Origin of the sequence: Candidatus Leptofilum sp. (genome assembly GCF_965223525.1) — a bacterium.
GTDB lineage: Bacteria > Chloroflexota > Anaerolineae > Promineifilales > Promineifilaceae > Leptofilum.
In genome coordinates this window covers 1997737-2013170 of record NZ_OZ245005.1, presented here as the reverse complement: position 1 = coordinate 2013170, position 15434 = coordinate 1997737, and the positions used below count along the sequence as shown (strand labels likewise).

The following is a 15434-nucleotide window of genomic DNA, read 5'->3' as shown; positions in this document are numbered from 1 at the left end:
TCATTTTGTAGGAATGAGTAGAGGATAAACGAATGGAGAAGACAATCCTGTTTGTGGACAATACCAAAGATTTTTTGGATGTTCATACAAAGTTGCTGGAACTTCGTGGATACCAAGTGATAACAGCAATGTCGGTTGCTGAAGCTGAGGAAAAGCTGCGGCAGTTTAATATCCAGCTAGCAGTTCTGGATATTCGGCTTGAAGCAGAAGGCGATCCCCTCGACATCAGCGGTTTGGCCCTGGCTAAAAACAAACAGTACCAATATTTGCCCAAAATTATTTTGACGGCTCATCCCAGTTGGGAATATGCAGAAATTGCGTTAGGTGCAGCGCTAGAAGGGTTGGGAGTCGTCAAAATGGTCTTAAAGGCTGATGGGACAGATAATATTTTAGATACCGTTGATCAGGTGTTTGCGGAACATGTACCAGTGAACTGGTCGTTGGATGTTCACAGCAGCAAATCTGGCATGTTATTGTTATCACATTTGGCAACCTCAATTACGCCTGTCGCTGCGGAAGAACAGTTATCGTTACGAACGGCTGAAATAAAGGAGTTGTTGAGCCGCCTGTTTTTGGAACATGCTGAAGTTTATATTGAGCGAATGGTTGCTCAAGTTTCTGGCAAGGTCTGGCTGATTGTGTCTGCTTTCTCACAAAATGGAGTTGAGCAACAATATTTGGTTATTATGGGCAAACGGCCGTTGCTCACCCAAGAGCTATCCAATTTTGACCAATTCATCCCCAAAAACAACCTTTTTCCCGTTGTCCAAACACATGGCAAGACTGCACATTACGCTGCTTATACGGCCGTTCTACCCGGAAGCACAGATTTTAGTAACGTAACAACGCTAACCGACTTATACCAACATTATCCGCTTGAGAAATTAACAAGTCCGGTAAAGCGGCTATTTGAGGAACTCCTTGCACCATGGTATCAGGCTCATCGCTCTTGGGAAGAGAAAACAGGAATCTCCCAACTGTATCAATTTTGGTTACAAAATATAAATAAAACTGAAACTGAAGCTGATTTGGCCTTCCGCATTCAAACTATTTGTGAGCAGTCCCGGATATTGGGCATCGTTCGATTAGACCACTCACCGCAAATTCTGAAGCTACATCTGCCAAAAGCGGAGGAGGGCAGATTACCAAATCCACTGACCGCACTTGTCCAAATGCAGCTAGAAACGCCAGAACCCATTTTATATGGCACAGCCCACGGCAGATTGGACGGAACGGCCGTTCTCTCTGACACTCAAAGTAATTGCTGGCTCATAGATTATGCCCACATCAATCGTGGCCCTTTGCTCCAGGATTTTGTCACGCTAGAGGCAGCTATAAAATATGATATGCTCGTCATGCTTGAGTTTGACAAGCGGTACGATATGGAACAACGATTACTCGCTGCTTCTGAGCTAGACGACATCATCAACATAAAAGATGCTTCTCCTGAAATTGCCAAGGCAATTTCATTGATTAACATCGTGCGGCAGCAAGCCTCAATAATTGGCATAAAAATGGAACATTATTGCTTGGGTCTCATACTCCACGCAATTAGTCGTCTGCTTGCCTTCCAACCCCGTGTAAGGCACACACGCCATAAGTTAATGCCGTACGTACATGCACTCATATCAGCAGCCATGAATCAACAACTACTCATTGCTCCTTCCCGCCCTGACTTACCTTCCCAAGCTATCTACAGCCTCTGGATTGATGAGCAAAAACAAGAGGTGTGGGTAGAAGGACAAACAAAAGACGACCTGACTGCCCAAGAGTATGAATTCCTTCACTTCCTTTATAAACATGCAGGAAAAACTTGCAGTCGGGATGCAATTTTGAAAGAGGTGTATGATCTTGAATATGCGCCAGATATGCTTCCCCAGCAGCGCAAATCGTTCAGCGATCCTCGTATCAACTCTGCAATTAGCCGCTTGCGCGAGAAGATTGAGCCGGATCGTGCTAATCCAAAATACATACTTTCAGTTTGGGGAAGCGGTTACAAACTTAAACTAGAAACGTAAGTTGGTAGCTATAATGTCGTCCCTCATCTTTCCCAAATTAGAAACAGAGCGACTCATTTTGCGCGAATATCGTTTGGATAAGGCAGACCAGGCGGCGCTTTTTCGCATTTTCTCCGACGGCCGTGTCACCCGCTACTACAACCACAAGACATTTACCAACCCAGAGGAAGCGCGCCGTCTGCTGGTTAAGCGATACGATCGGTTTTGGCAAGGGCGCGGCGTGCGCTGGGCCATTGTACCCAAGGGGCAGGATGAACTCATTGGTAGCTGTGGCTTTAATGAGCTAAACCATCGCACCAAGGTGGGCGAGTTGGGGTATGAGCTGGCACGGCCGTATTGGCAGCATGGCATTATGACTGAAGCAATTAGTGCCATCATTGCCTTCGGCTTGGAAAATTTATCGCTAGAGCGTATCGAGGCGTGGGTAATGCCCCAAAATCGCGCCTCAGCCAATTTGTTGCTCAAGCTGGGCTTTCAATCGGAGGGGATTTTAGAGAGGAAGGGGTATTGGAACGGCCGTTTCCACGACCTGGAGCTATTCTCGTTACTAGCAGAACAATGGAATCTTTAATTTGCCACAGAGAACACAGGGTTTATAGAGAAGATTATCTCTTTTTTTCTCTGTGCCCTCTGTGGCGATAAATTTTAGTCTACGGGCGTGATGGTGATTTGTAGCTGGTTGAATGGATTGTTGAACGTTGCATCCTCGACTGCATGAATCACACCGTTTTCATCTGCACCGGTGTTGGGGCCAGCCTGGCGTGGTGCCTGGTTGGGGCCAAAGCCGGGTTCTTCGTTGACCTCGGTGCCAGCGTCATACAGCGTAGCGTAGCCAGTGATGTCCCCGTACAGGGCATGGCCATAATCATCGAACAGTGCCAAGTTGCTCACGCTGAAGAACCAATCGTTAGACTGCACAAACATCGTTGCCAGGGAGAGATAGTCGCCAGGAACGGCCGTAATCTCAAACTGGTAGCTGCCGTCTGGGGCAAAAATGGGGGCTGGGTCTGTACCGCCAACCGGGATTGCCGCCGCACCCTTGTTGGTTTCCGTCAATGAATCAACCAAAGCCACCGGGCTGCCATCCTCAGCTAATGATTCCAGACCGGCAGAAGCGGCCGTTCCTGCCGTGAAGAGGGCATTGGCATCCTGATGAACTGTCCAGGCAACGGGAGCCAGCGGGGTGTTGATGCCCGTTTGGGCCGCTAACCAGGCACCCAACTTGGCTGGATTGCCATCTTCAGCCACTTCTTCCAAACCATTTTGCAGAGCCGCACGGTGGAAGCGGAATAGCGGAGAGGGATTGCTGTGAACCACGCCAACGCCTGGAGCCAACGGAGTAGCAACGTCGCTATTACCAGAAATGTTGTGAATAGTCACGTGGAACTGCCCATCGCCATTGTACGCCAGTTCAACCTGCACCAGCTCATTGACAGCGGGAACTTCATCGCTGTCTACTAGGCGGACGCGCTTGATCGGGTCAGAAGCACCTGTGTCTGGGCCAGCCTGCCGTGGTGCCTGATCCGGGCCTTCGCCAACGGGCTGGTCAACTTCTGTGCCTGCGTCCCAAAGGTAAATATAGTCGGTTACATCGCCCGCGTGTGGGTTACCGTCAGCATCGTACAGGGGAATGCCTGCCAAACCTGGGCCAAAGAACCAATCATTGGACTGTACAAACATGGTGGCAAAGGTGAGGTTGTCGCCTGGATTGGCGTAGAAAGTCCATTCATACGCATCACCGGGGAACGCCGGGCCGGGTTCAGCAGCCCCAACCGGGGTATTGAACACACCAGAATCAATGAAGCGGAAATCGGCCGTATTTTTTACAGTAACGACAAATGTCTGCTCGCCATCGTCTGCACTGGCAACACCCAGCCCGATAAACAAGGCCAAAATTCCAAACAGGACGGATAAAGATATGCTTTTCTTGAACATCGTTTTACTCCTTGTGGGTATATTTTTTCAACTGACAAGGAGTGTAGGATGAAACAATTACGTGGTTCTTAAATTTGCTAACGAGGGCGTTACGGCCGTCTTACCCAAATCTTGCCCAAAAATTACACACTGCTTACAGACGGCCGTTCGGTATGCCACCTTACTGTGACGGAATCTGAAGGTTGGGTTCCAAATAGTTGACAGTTTGTCAGATGGCCTTATGATCGGCCCATCAAAAGCAGAATAGCAAGCATGAGGAAGCGATTTATGAAACTTAGGGAATTACCAGAACAACTTGCCCTGGCGACAGCCACAGGCGAAACAAGCAATCAGTTAGAATTTGGACAGCCCCTGTTCACCAGAGATGACAAGCCCCGCGTGACCGCCCGTCGCCGGCGACGCACCAACAAAGATGGTCAACGTGACCGCGCCGAAGCCCCTCGCAGACGGCCGTCTAAACCATCACGACCCAGCGGAGGCAGTGGTGGCAGCAGTGGCGGTGGCGGCTTCAAGCCGCGTCCCTCTGGCGGCGGTGGCTTGCCCGGTGGGGGTGGCAGAATGTCTTGTCTTGGGATAGGGATAATTGGCATTATTATCCTCTTCTTTCTGTTCAGCGGCGGTGGGGGCTTGTTCAGCGGTGGTGGACTTGATGGCGGCAGCAGTAGCGATTCCCCCATCTTTACCGACTCCGAAACCGACAGCAGCAGCAGCCTGCCCCCCGCCAACAACGATCCGCTACCCACACTCTCTTCCAGCGGCGACTCAGACCAAACCTGGACTGTCATGCTCTACCAAGATGCCGATGACAAAATTCTGGAGCAAGACATCTTCCTCGACCTCAACGAAGCCGAGCGCGTTGGCTCCAGCGACAACGTGCAAATTGTGGCCCAGCTAGACCGCTTCGCAGGCGGCTTTGCCGGGGACGGCAATTGGAGCACGGCGCGCCGCTACTACGTCACCCGCGACACCGATTTACAAACCATCAATTCTGAACTCATTGAAGATTTGGGCGAGGTTAACATGGCCGATCCCCAAACGTTGGTTGATTTTGCGGTGTGGGCCATAGAAAACTACCCAGCCGACAAATATGTGCTGATCATGTCGGATCACGGCATTGGTTGGCCCGGCGGCTGGTCTGATCCCGCTCCCAGCGTCCCCGCGGATCGCAGCTTGCCCATTACGGCCGCTCTCGGCAACGACCTCTACCTCATGGAAATTGACCAGGCATTGGCTGAAATCCGCGCCATCACAGGCGTTGACCAATTTGAACTCATCGGCATGGATGCCTGCCTAATGGGTGGCATCGAGATTTTCGCTGCCTTGGCTCCGCATGCCCGCTATGCCGTCGCCTCGCAAGAAGTGGAACCAGCGCTGGGCTGGGCCTACGCAGGCTTTTTGGAAGAGCTAGCCACCAATCCCGGCATCAACGGCGGCGAACTGGGTCGCTTCATTGTAGATAGCTATATTCGTGAAGACCAACGCATTCTAGACCCAGAAGCCCGGCAGGGCTTGTTGGGTGGGGGCAATCCGCTGGGTGGCTTGTTTGGGCTGTTTGGTGGCCCCAGCACCGCCTCGCCGGAGCAGCTTGTGCGGCAAATGGAGCAAAACATCACGCTCACCGTTGCCGACCTTTCCCAAATTCCGGCTTTGGTAGATAGCGTCAATAATCTGAGCCTGGCACTCACCAACGACAACCAGCAAACTATCGCCCAAACGCGCACCTACGCCCAATCATACACCAGCGTTTTTGGCAACAACGTGCCGCCGTCTTACATTGATTTAGGTCACTTTGCCCAGCTTGTCGCCCAAAACAGCCGGAACGGTGAGGTAGATCAGGCGGTGAACGAAGTTTTAGCCGCTATCCAGCAAGTGGTCGTTGCTGAAAAGCATGGCCCCAATAAACCTGGCTCCACGGGCATCTCCATTTACTTCCCAAATTCACAACTGTATGGCAATCCAATTACCGGGCCACAGTCGTATACGGCCGTTGCCGACACTTTCACCAACGCCAGCCTGTGGGATGACTTTTTGGCCTTCCATTACACGGGCGAGCCATTCAATGCAGGTGATGTTGGTGCAGCGATTCCGGCGGTAGGAACGGCCGTGCGCGGCCCCGGCACTGGCAACATCACCATCGAACCCATCGCTGCCGAAAGCAATGAAGTCGCCATAGAAGAAACTGTACTGCTTTCAACCGAAATCTCTGGCGAGAATATCGGTTACGTGAAGCTGCTGGTTGGTTTTTTGGATACGGCCGCAAACTCACTGCTAATCATTGATTCTGACTACTTGGAAAGTGCCGAAACGCGGGAAGTCGGCGGGCTTTTCTACCCCGTCTGGCCCGACGAGCCGTTCATCTTGGAATTTGCGTGGGAACCGGTGGTTTTTGCCATCAGCGACGGCAACAACTCGGTAGTGACGCTCTTCCAGCCACAAACCTACGGCGCATCCTTTGAGGATGCCACCTACACGGTGGACGGCATCTACACGTATACTGATGGCGAACAGCGTGTGGCGCGGCTGCTCTTCCGCGATGGTGTTTTGCAGCAGGTTTATGGCTTCAATAATGAAGATGGCACGGGCGGCCCGCGTGAAATTATCCCGCAAGTAGGAGATCAGTTTACCGTAATGCAGCGCTGGCTTGATCTAGACAGCAGCGGCAACGTAACTGGCTCCGAAACGCAAGAAGCAGGCACGCTCACCTTCAGCGACTCCACGCTCATCTGGGTAGATTTGGATGCGGCTGCAGGGCAGTACGTTGTTGGCTTCATCGTAGAGGATTTCGACGGAAACCAGTTCCCGGCCTACACACAAATCACCGTTCGTTAGACAAAAGAACACGAGAAGTTCAACTTCTTTGGGGAAGTTGAACTTCTCGCCTACGCAGGTTAGCATTCAATCCAAAACAACCTCCTCTGGTGACAATGAACGTGGTCAATGGTGACGTTTGTTACTACGGCCGTTTCCCCCTAAATTCTATACTCATCCCGCAAACCTTTTTCCAAACCTGAGAGCTTGCAAAACTGTCAGGTCATCATCTATTTTCAAGGAGTATCACATGGATTTTGGCGTTCCACGAGAAGTCCGTGATTTAGAATCTCGCGTTGGGTTATCACCCGCTGGGGTATCCACATTGGCCAGCGCAGGCCATGTTGTGTACGTGGAAACGGGCGCAGGCAAACGTGCGGGCTTTTCTGATGAAAATTACCGGGAAGCGGGGGGAACCATCGTTTATTCGGCGCAAGAAGCGTACGGCCGTGCCGATGTGGTAGCCAAAGTAACTCGCCCCACGGCAGATGAACACGTGCTGTTCCGGCCTGGGCAAACCATCTTTTCATTCCTCCACCTACCCGTCTCCTCTCCCGATTTACTAGAAGCATTAACCGCACGGGAAATAACGGCCGTTTCCTACGAACTCATCCAAGAAGAAGACGAAACCCGCCCTGTGCTGCTGCCCGCCAGCATCATCGCTGGGCAAATGGCCCCCATCGTGGCTGGCCGTTTGCTACGTAGCGATTATCATGGGCGCGGTATTTTGCTCAGTGGCCTGCCGGGTGTACCCGCCGCCGTTATCGTCATTGTGGGGGCAGGTACATTGGGCAGCAGTGCCGCCCGTGCCTTCGCTGGCATGGGTGCTGAGGTCACAGTATTGGATAAAGACCCGCGCAAGCTGCAAACACTGTACGACAGGCTGCACGGCCGTGTTACCACCATGTTTGCCAACGAACTCAACCTCAAGCGGGCCACCCGCTTTGCCGATGTGCTTATCGGCGCTGCCTCCAAAACCGGCCGCCGCGCACCCATGCTGGTCAGCCGCGACATGGTGAAGCAAATGCGGCGCGGCTCGGTGATCATTGATTACGCTATTGATGAAGGTGGCTGTGTCGCTACCAGCCGTCCCACGACATTACGCAACACGACCTACGTGGCAGAAGGCATTATTCACCACTGCGTGCCAAATATTACGGCCGCCTACGGCCGTACCACCAGCTACGCCATCACCAATGCAGCCCTGCCCTACCTGCTAGCTGTTGGCGAAGCAGGCACATTGGCCGCCTCCGACCAGATGCCCGCACTAAAACAGGGACTTACATTGGTAGACGGCCGTTTGGTACATCAAGAAGTTGCCCAAGCATTGGGCCTATCAATCTAAAATTGATGTTACGCATCCACACTGCTCAAGACTTCAAAAGTCTTGCAAGCAACGTGGTCACACCAAAAATCGTCTAGACTTTTGAAGTCTGCACTGCGTAACATGAATGAATAACATTTATTGGGATTTAGAATGAACTGGGAAAACATCTATCGTCGAAAAGTAACCGACGTTTCTACCGCATTAAGTCACATAAAATCGGGCAACCGCCTTTACGTAGGCGGCGGAGCTGGCGTTCCTGTTGAACTCACCCAGGGGCTAACAGAAAAAGCGCCCGAACTGCATGATGTAGAACTAACCCACATCCTTACCTTTGCCGAGGCACCCTACGTCGCCCCGGAATACAGCGACAGCTTCCGCGTCAACGCCCTCTTCATCGGCTCCAACGTTCGCAAAGCCGTCGCCGAAGGCAGAGCTGACTTCACCCCCATCTTCCTCTCTGAGATTCCCCGGCTGTTCCGCAGAGGCATCCTGCCCATTGACGTTGCCCTCATCTCCCTCTCCCCACCAGACGAGCATGGCTTTTGCAGCTTTGGCGTGGAGGTTGGCACCACCAAACCAGCCGCCGAATCTGCCAAAATCATCATCGCCGAGGTAAACCAGCAGATGCCCCGCACCCACGGCGACAGCTTCATCCACGTAAGCCGCATTCACCACATTGTAGAAACAAACTACCCCATTCCAGAATCTCCGCAAGGGGGCAGCTCCGAAGGGCATTTGAAGATTGGCGAATACATTGCCGAAATGATCCCCAACGGAGCCACGCTGCAAATGGGCATTGGCAGCATTCCAGACGCGGTGTTGCGCTTCCTGGGCAACCACAAAGATTTAGGCATTCACACCGAGCTATTCTCCGACGGTGTGATTGATATGGTTGAAAACGGCGTCATCACCTGCGCCCAAAAGAACTTTCACCCAGGCAAAATAGTGACGGGCTTCCTCTTTGGCACCAAAAAGCTATATGAATTTATAGACAACAACCCGCTTATCGAGATGCACCCCACTGATTACGTGAATGATCCCTTCAACATTGCCCAAAACGACAAAATGGTGGCTATTAACTCTGCACTACAAATAGATCTAACAGGCCAGGTTTGTGCCGATTCGATTGGGCCTCGTTTTTACAGCGGCGTTGGTGGCCAGCTCGATTTCATTCGTGGTGCTGCACGCTCCAAAGAGGGCTTGCCAATCATTGCTTGCCTCTCAACCGCACGCGGCGGAACCACCAGCCGCATGGTGCCAATGCTCAACCAGGGTGCAGGCGTCGTCACCACCCGCAACGATGTGCATTACGTGGTTACAGAGCATGGTGTGGTCAATCTGTATGGCAAATCAATTCGGGAGCGGGCGCAGGCACTAATCGGAATTTCTGCCCCACAGTTTCGGGATGAATTAACGGCCGCTGCCCATAAATTAGGCTACTTCTAAATCAGCAAATTGCATCGGGTATGCGGAGGCGTAAACGCCCTCGCTAGATATGAAAGGCTCGACGAGCCTACGCTTTAAGCCCGCTTGGGCTTCCACAACTAGCCGGATGGCTTTAGCCTCCGGCGATGAAGATGGCTAGTTTTGTGGTTTTGGGTATTATGGGGTGACGGTAGGGAGGCAACGTAAGATCAAGCACGACCAGAGACCACGCTCAGAGGAGGGACAATGAGTTACAACTTAGCGGCAATACGCCAATTCCTAATCGACGCGTTTAACGACCAAGAACTCCACACCCTGGCTTTAGATATTTCCCCCGAAGCAAAAGGCAACCTCACGACTGGCATGACGACAGAACAAATGGTTCTCGAACTCATGGGCTGGGCAAAGCGACGCGAACGCATCCCCGACCTCCTCAATTACATCCAAAATGTAAGACCCAAGCAATACAATGAACGTGCCAGCCAACTGCTTAAGGCAGGCGGCACCCATCTCCGGGCAAACCTACCGCGCCAACCTTTTTTCTTTGGAAGGCAGAAGGGCTTGGCCAGAATTGCTGACGCCATTGCGCCAGAGGCACGGACGTGGGGCGCCTTGATTCACGGCCCCGGCGGAATTGGCAAAACAGCACTGGCCGTGCGCAGCGGCTATGCGGCGTTGGAGTCAGGCAACTTTGACCGTATCATTTTTCTTTCAGCGAAAATACGGGAGCTAACGCCGCGCGGGGAGCAGGCGCTAGAAGATTTTATGCTGCCCAACTACATGGCGTTGCTAGACGAACTGGCCCGCGAAATGGGCGACAACCAACTGGCTCATCTTCCGCCCAACGACCGACCGAAAGCGGTTCAGCGCACCTTGGGAAAAGAGCGCGTTCTCCTAATAATTGACAATTTGGAAACCTTCGTACCTAAGGAACGGGAACGCGTGTACCAATTCCTCTCCCGGCTGCCGCTGAGCTGCAAGGCGATTGTAACCAGCCGCCGTCGCGACGATATTGACGCCCGCGCCGTCCGGCTGGACAGATTGGCAAAGGCAGACGCGCTGGAATTGATGGCGGAGTTGGCAAAGAACAACCCCCGCCTGCGCCGCACGCCGGAAGCAGAGCGGGAAGAGCTGTACGCCATGACAAACGGCAACCCGCTGCTGATTCGCTGGCTGGCAGGGCAGTTGGGGCGGACGGGCAGCCAAGCCCGCACGATTCCGCAGGTGCGGGCGTTTTTGGAAGCAGCCCCCAAAGGAAATGACCCGCTAGAATATATTTTTGGCGATTTGCTGGACACCTTTACCGGAAACGAAACCCGCGTTGTGGCAGCGTTGGTGCATTTTGAGCAGCCCGCCAAACTGGCCTGGATTGCGGAACTAGCCGATTTGATGGAGACCGCTGCCTTGACCGCGTTGGAAGATTTGGCCGACCGCGCCTTGCTGGTGAGTGATGAAGTGAAGCAAACCTTTTTTCTGCCGCCGTTGGCGGCTGCTTTTTTGAAGCGGAAAAGGCCAGAAGCGGTGATGCAGACGGGCGGCCGTTTAACCGACCGCGCTTATGCCCTGGCTTTGGAGAACGGCTACGAAAAACACGAGCGCTTCCCCAAACTGGAAGCGGAATGGCCAGCGCTGGCCGCCGCCCTGCCCTTGTTTTTGCAGGGGGAGAATGATCGCTTGCAAAGCGTGTGTGATGCGCTCAATAACTTCCTCAACTTTTCAGGCCGTTGGGATGAGCGACTTTCTCTCAGCCAGCAGGCGGAAACAAAGGCGGAAACCGATGGAGATTTTTTTTATGCAGGTTGGCGGGCGTATGACGCAGGCTGGATTCACCAGTTACGAAGTCAAGCGGCGGAAACATTGGCCTGCGCCGCCCGCAGTGTCGCCCATTGGGAAAAATCTTGGCGCGCAGGGGCACATGATAAATCCTATGCGTTTCAACTACGTGGGATAGGTCACGAATTGGAGGAAAACTATCCAGCGGCAATTGAAGTATACAGGGAAATGCTTGCTCTACAACGAACCATTGCGCCAGAAAGTCAAGATGTGGCTGGTGCCTTGAATGACCTGGCCTCGGTGGAACATAACCAAGGGGAATATGCTGCCGCCGAGGGACATTACCGCAAGGCACTGCGGATTGCGAAGAAGATTAATGATGATGAAGGAGTTGCCATCTACACCGGCAATTTGGCGGACCTGGCGCTTGACCGCAAGGAGTGGGCGGAGGCAGATACGTTGGCACGTGAAGCGCTACCATTGGCAGAGAAGGTGGGGCGGCAGGAGTTGATTGCATATTATGGCATGGTGCTGGCTAAAGCACTGGCGCGGCAAGGGAATCCGAAAGAGGGTCTGCCTTATGCTCGCCGCGCCGTTGCCATTTTTAGCCACCTGCGCATACCACACAATTTGGAAGAGGCACAGGCGGCGCTGGTGGAATGCGGCGGGGTGTAGACAAGCGTAGGAGCAGGTGTCATCTCAACATCATTCCCCCTGCCACGTTTCATGCACACACAACCAAACAACGCCATTGGGAGCGTTGGCATCCGCCTGAAAAAGTGCCGAGCTTAGGCGGGACGTTGTTTTGTCATTGAATGTCTGCCACTCTTCATAGGTTGCCAAAATCAAATCCGCGCTTTGGTGCCGAATTTGGACATCCTGAATCCAAATTTTGCCGGGGTTTGCTTGGGAATTGCCGTAAAGCTGCCGCAAATTTGTAACGAGCGGGGTGCGTAGTGATAAACGGCCGCTTGGCGGCACAATATAGAAACCATCTGCCATCACCTTAGAAAACCGCGCAAAAACATTATCTTCTTCCGAAATCTCACCGTTAAACCAATCCTGAAAAAATTGGTGCAGTTCAACAATCTCTTTTTCGCAATTCATCATTCTCGCTTCCTCAAATTTGGATAGGGCTTACTGTAAAAACCAAAAAGAATTATGAATTAGAATGCGCGCAAAATTGGTTTTTACTTGAGCAAATCACAGAGAAATCTCCACTCACTTTTCAAACTGCTTTCTGTGATTTTCTACGCAGTGGAGACTACAAAAGTCTTGCTATCTCTGGATAAATCACCGTCATTCCTAAGACTTTTGTAGTCTAGCACTCTTTTTCTCTAGTTTAACCGTTGTGGCTAGACAGAAAAAACGGCCGTTGCTCATTGGCAAACGGCCGTTCATCTAAAAATCAATGCTCTTGGACTAAGCCAGAACAATTCTAAGTTAAAGCTGTCTGTTTCGCTGCGGCGCGAGCACCCGCGTGCAGCACATCCAGGTTGCCTTGCAAGAATTGTTGTTTACGCGCTGGCAAATGGTCTCGCAGAGCCTCTTCCAACGCCGTGATTGGCAATACATCATGATGGGCTAACATCGCGCCAATCATGGCCATGTTGAGCATTTTCACCGTGCCAAATTCGCCTGCAATGCCGTTGGCTGGAATCTCTACCAGGTTTAAATCATCACGGGGTTCATCTGGGGTGACAATGCTGTTGTTAACCACCAACAACCCGCCAGGCTTCACCAAATCGGCATATTTTTCGTAAGAAGGTAGGTTAAATACCAGGGCAATGTCTGGCTGGGCAACGATGGGTGCACCGATAGGATCGTGGCTAATGATGACGGTGCAGTTGGCCGTGCCGCCGCGCATCTCTGGCCCATACGACGGAATCCAGGTGACGTAACGGCCGTTATCCATCCCCGCATACGCCAACAGCTGTCCCGCAAACAAGACCCCCTGACCCCCAAAACCGGAAATAACAATTGAAGTTTCCATTCTTTGTGTCCTCATGTAAGCAGACCCCAAGGGTTTTGAAAACCCTTGGGGTCTTGGTTTTCTAAAAAGCTGCGGCTGGCACTGGGTCCAACACATGCTGCAATACCTGCCCCAAACGGGCAATGCCTTCCTGAATTTCCTCAGGCGTGGCGTTAGAGAAGTTGAGGCGGAAGCTGTTCTCTCCGCCATCGTTTGGGTAGAAAGTCGCTCCGGGTACAAAAGCAACCTTGTTGGCGATGGCTTCTTCCAGAACGGCCGTACTGTCCAACTCATCTGGCATGGTTACCCACAGGAACAAGCCGCCTTGTGGATGCGTCCAGTTAACCCCAGGCGGAAAATGCTCCGTCATGGCAGCTAGCATGATGTCACGGCGTTGCCGATACACATCCCGAATGTTGCGGACGTGTTCGGTTAAAAATCCATCTTTTGCCACTTCATAGGCCACCATCTGAATAAAGCTGCTGGTGTGCAAATCCATTCCCTGCTTGGTCATCACACATTGCTGAATCACGCGCTTGGGTGCCACAATCCAGCCCAGGCGGAGGCCAGGGGCTAACGTTTTGGAGAAGGTGCTCATGTAGATGACGTTGCCTTTGAAGTAACAATGGGGATCATCGTGGTGGATGTACTGACGGCCGTTCAATTTATCCGCATCTAGTACCACCAGCGGCGGAATGTGTTCCCCCTCAAAGCGCAATTCGCCATAAGGATCATCTTCGATGATGGGCACGCCGTAATGGTCTGCAATGTCAATCAGAGCCAGCCGCCGCTCGTAAGAGAGGGTAACGCCACCCGGATTTTGGAAGTTGGGCAGCACGTACATAAATTTTGGGCCACCGCAAAGTGCCTCTTCCAGCAAGTCCACACGCAGCCCGTCATGGTCTATCGGCACCGAGCTAAACTCTGCCTGGTAGGCTCGCCATGCCTGAATTGCGCCCAAGTAAGACGGCCGTTCCGTCAAAATCAAATCGCCGGGATTGATAAGCAGCTTGCCGATGAGGTCCAGCGCCTGCTGCGAGCCGCTGGTAATCAGCACATTATCCACCGACGCTTCAATGCCATAACGCCCCATCTTTTCCACGATGAACTCGCGCAGCGGCAAATAGCCCTCGGTGGTGCTGTATTGTAGCGCTTGGCTACCATGCTCCTGCAAAACCCGGCTGCTGGCCGCCTCAAACGCTTCCACGGGGAACATCTCTGGCGCAGGCAAGCCACCTGCAAAAGAAATAATGTCAGGTCGCTGCGTCAGCTTGAGCAGTTCACGAATCATCGAACTGCCCATGCGCTGGGTGCGCTGTGCATAACGATGATGCCAGGGGGTACTCATTTCTTGGCTCCTTTTCTTCTTTTTGTTGCTAAACGATCATCTACTTTGTAATCACCAAGCGGGTAGAAAGGCACCATATCTTCCTTCACCCAATCAAGTGCCTCGGTGGGGGTCATTCCCCAGTTGGTGGGGCAGCTAGAAAGCAGTTCTACCACGCTAAAACCCAAATTGTTGATCTGTGCGTCGAAGGCGGTGCGGATTGCTTTTTTGGCTTGAATTGTGTGGCGGGCATCGTGCAAGCTGCGGCGCACGCTGTAAACCACGCCCGGCAGTTGGGCCAGCAACTCCGCCATGTGAATCGGCTTACCCGCCAAATCTGCATCCCGGCCAAAGGGTGAGGAGGTGGTTTTTTGGCCAATCAGGCTGGTGGGGGCCATTTGCCCACCAGTCATGCCGTAAATGGCGTTGTTGATGAAGATGACGGTGATTTTTTCACCACGAGCAGCGGCGTGGATGATTTCGGCCGTACCGATGGAGGCTAAATCGCCATCCCCTTGGTAAGTGAAAACGATTTTGTCGGGATTGACCCGCTTAACGCCAGTAGCCATTGCTGGCGCACGGCCGTGGGCAGCTTCGCAGGCGTCTACTTCAAAATAGTTGTATGAAAAGACGGAACAGCCAACGGAGGAAACCAGGATTGTGTCCTCCATGATGCCTAATTCGTCAATCACTTCGGCCACTAAGCGATGGGCCGTGCCGTGCGTGCAGCCGGGGCAATAATGGGTATCAACGTTGCAAAGGCTAGACGGCCGTTCGTAGGTTATTTTTTCCAAAGGTTGAATGGTGGCTGGTTCTTGTATCAAAGTATCCATTTGTTTGTTTTCTCCC

Annotated in this window: 11 protein-coding genes; 6 read left to right on the top strand and 5 right to left on the bottom strand. The window is 52.5% G+C overall.

The features are described from left to right. Positions 1–32: 32 nt before the first annotated feature. A complete protein-coding gene (locus ACOQPM_RS25695) occupies positions 33–2018 on the top strand; it encodes a winged helix-turn-helix domain-containing protein (protein ID WP_420631252.1) in 1986 nt (661 codons plus the stop codon). Positions 2019–2031: 13 nt separating this feature from the next. Beyond that, positions 2032–2589 (top strand): GNAT family N-acetyltransferase, encoded by a 558-nt coding sequence (locus ACOQPM_RS25690; protein ID WP_420631251.1) that lies wholly within the window; start codon positions 2032–2034, stop codon positions 2587–2589. 74 nt (positions 2590–2663) lie between these two features. Here ACOQPM_RS25690 and ACOQPM_RS25685 read toward each other — a convergent pair whose 3' ends face one another. Further along, positions 2664–3953, bottom strand: a complete 1290-nt coding sequence (locus ACOQPM_RS25685; RefSeq protein WP_420631250.1) for a spondin domain-containing protein — start codon at positions 3951–3953, stop codon at positions 2664–2666. A gap of 267 nt (positions 3954–4220) precedes the next feature. Between ACOQPM_RS25685 and ACOQPM_RS25680 the strand changes: the two genes are divergently transcribed. The 4 genes from ACOQPM_RS25680 (at position 4221) to ACOQPM_RS25665 (ending at position 11961) form a co-directional block, all read left to right on the top strand. Beyond that, positions 4221–6782 (top strand): clostripain-related cysteine peptidase, encoded by a 2562-nt coding sequence (locus ACOQPM_RS25680; protein WP_420631249.1) that lies wholly within the window; start codon positions 4221–4223, stop codon positions 6780–6782. A 229-nt stretch (positions 6783–7011) separates the two neighbouring features. Next, a complete protein-coding gene (locus ACOQPM_RS25675; RefSeq protein WP_420631248.1) occupies positions 7012–8106 on the top strand; it encodes an alanine dehydrogenase in 1095 nt (364 codons plus the stop codon). A gap of 132 nt (positions 8107–8238) precedes the next feature. Beyond that, positions 8239–9534, top strand: a complete 1296-nt coding sequence (locus ACOQPM_RS25670; RefSeq protein ID WP_420631247.1) for an acetyl-CoA hydrolase/transferase family protein — start codon at positions 8239–8241, stop codon at positions 9532–9534. Positions 9535–9759: 225 nt separating this feature from the next. Further along, on the top strand, positions 9760–11961 hold the full coding sequence (locus ACOQPM_RS25665; RefSeq protein ID WP_420631246.1) for a tetratricopeptide repeat protein: 2202 nt from the start codon (positions 9760–9762) through the stop codon (positions 11959–11961). Between the two features lie 30 nt (positions 11962–11991). Here ACOQPM_RS25665 and ACOQPM_RS25660 read toward each other — a convergent pair whose 3' ends face one another. The 4 genes from ACOQPM_RS25660 to ACOQPM_RS25645 form a co-directional block, all read right to left on the bottom strand. After that, the gene (locus ACOQPM_RS25660) at positions 11992–12396 is read right to left on the bottom strand and encodes a hypothetical protein (protein ID WP_420631245.1); all 405 of its coding nucleotides are present in this window, start codon (positions 12394–12396) and stop codon (positions 11992–11994) included. A gap of 328 nt (positions 12397–12724) precedes the next feature. Beyond that, entirely contained in the window at positions 12725–13279 is a 555-nt protein-coding gene (locus ACOQPM_RS25655) for a 2-oxoacid:acceptor oxidoreductase family protein (RefSeq protein WP_420631244.1), read from the bottom strand. A 61-nt stretch (positions 13280–13340) separates the two neighbouring features. Then, a complete protein-coding gene (locus tag ACOQPM_RS25650) occupies positions 13341–14606 on the bottom strand; it encodes a PLP-dependent aminotransferase family protein (RefSeq protein ID WP_420631243.1) in 1266 nt (421 codons plus the stop codon). After that, complete coding sequence (locus ACOQPM_RS25645) at positions 14603–15418, bottom strand: thiamine pyrophosphate-dependent enzyme (RefSeq protein WP_420631242.1); 816 nt, start codon at positions 15416–15418, stop codon at positions 14603–14605. The genes ACOQPM_RS25650 and ACOQPM_RS25645 overlap by 4 nt, the downstream gene beginning before the upstream one ends. Between the last annotated feature and the right edge of the window lie 16 nt (positions 15419–15434).